Source organism: Vibrio sp. Vb0888 (assembly GCF_033338835.1).
Lineage (GTDB): Bacteria > Pseudomonadota > Gammaproteobacteria > Enterobacterales > Vibrionaceae > Vibrio > Vibrio alginolyticus.
Map to the genome: position 1 here is coordinate 1 of NZ_JAWOTL010000350.1, position 1,023 is coordinate 1,023.

1 protein-coding gene is annotated in these 1,023 nt (G+C 49.4%); it reads left to right on the plus strand.

Annotation, left to right across the window (positions count from 1 at the left end; genetic code table 11):
- The coding region (locus R7P72_RS26180) for an efflux RND transporter permease subunit (protein WP_318111189.1) at positions 1 to 1,023 on the plus strand (1,023 nt) is incomplete at both ends.

The window sequence follows — 1,023 nt, forward strand, 5'->3', positions numbered from 1 at the left end:
AATAACCGCTTTATGGTTTTGATCGCGACCTTAATGCTTGTTTTAGCGGGACTTTACAGTGTAAAGAATACGCCTGTTGACGCAATTCCGGATCTTTCTGATGTTCAGGTGATCATCAAAACCAGCTACCCGGGTCAAGCACCGCAAGTGGTGGAAGATCAAGTCACTTATCCGCTAACCACCGCGATGCTCGCCGTACCGGGTGCAGAAACCGTTCGTGGGTATTCGTTCTTCGGGGATTCGTACGTTTACATCATTTTCAACGACGATACCGACATGTACTGGGCACGTTCACGTGTTTTGGAATACCTAAGCCAAGTTGCACCTAAATTACCACCAAGTGCAAAACCAACCTTAGGCCCAGATGCTACGGGTGTGGGCTGGGTCTACAGCTATGTATTGCAAGACAAAACGGGTCAACATGACCTTGCCGAGCTGCGCAGTTTGCAAGATTGGTTCTTAAAGTACGAACTGCAAACCGTCGATGGCGTTTCTGAAGTCGCAACCGTAGGCGGTATGGTTAAGCAGTATCAAGTCCAGATTGATCCGGCGAAGCTGCGTGCTTACAACTTAACGCTGCAACAAGTAAACATGGCGATTCAAAACGGCAACCAAGAAACGGGGGCATCCGTAGTTGAAGTTGCTGAAGCTGAGCACATGGTTCGCACCACCGGTTACTTGACCAGCATCGAAGACATTAAATCGCTGCCGCTTAAAGTGACCGACAAAGGTACACCGCTCTTATTGGGCGACATTGCTGACATCAACTTAGGTCCGCAAATGCGTCGCGGCATCTCTGAGCTTAACGGCGAAGGTGAAGCGGTGGGTGGCGTGATCGTGATGCGCTATGGCGAAAACGCGAGTGAGGTGATCAGCAAAGTTAAAGACAAGCTGGAAGATTTACAGCGTAGCTTGCCGGATGGCGTTGAAATCGTCACCACTTACGATCGTTCTACGCTGATCAATGCAGCTGTCGATAACCTTTGGAAGAAATTAGCGGAAGAGTTCATCGTCGTAGCCATC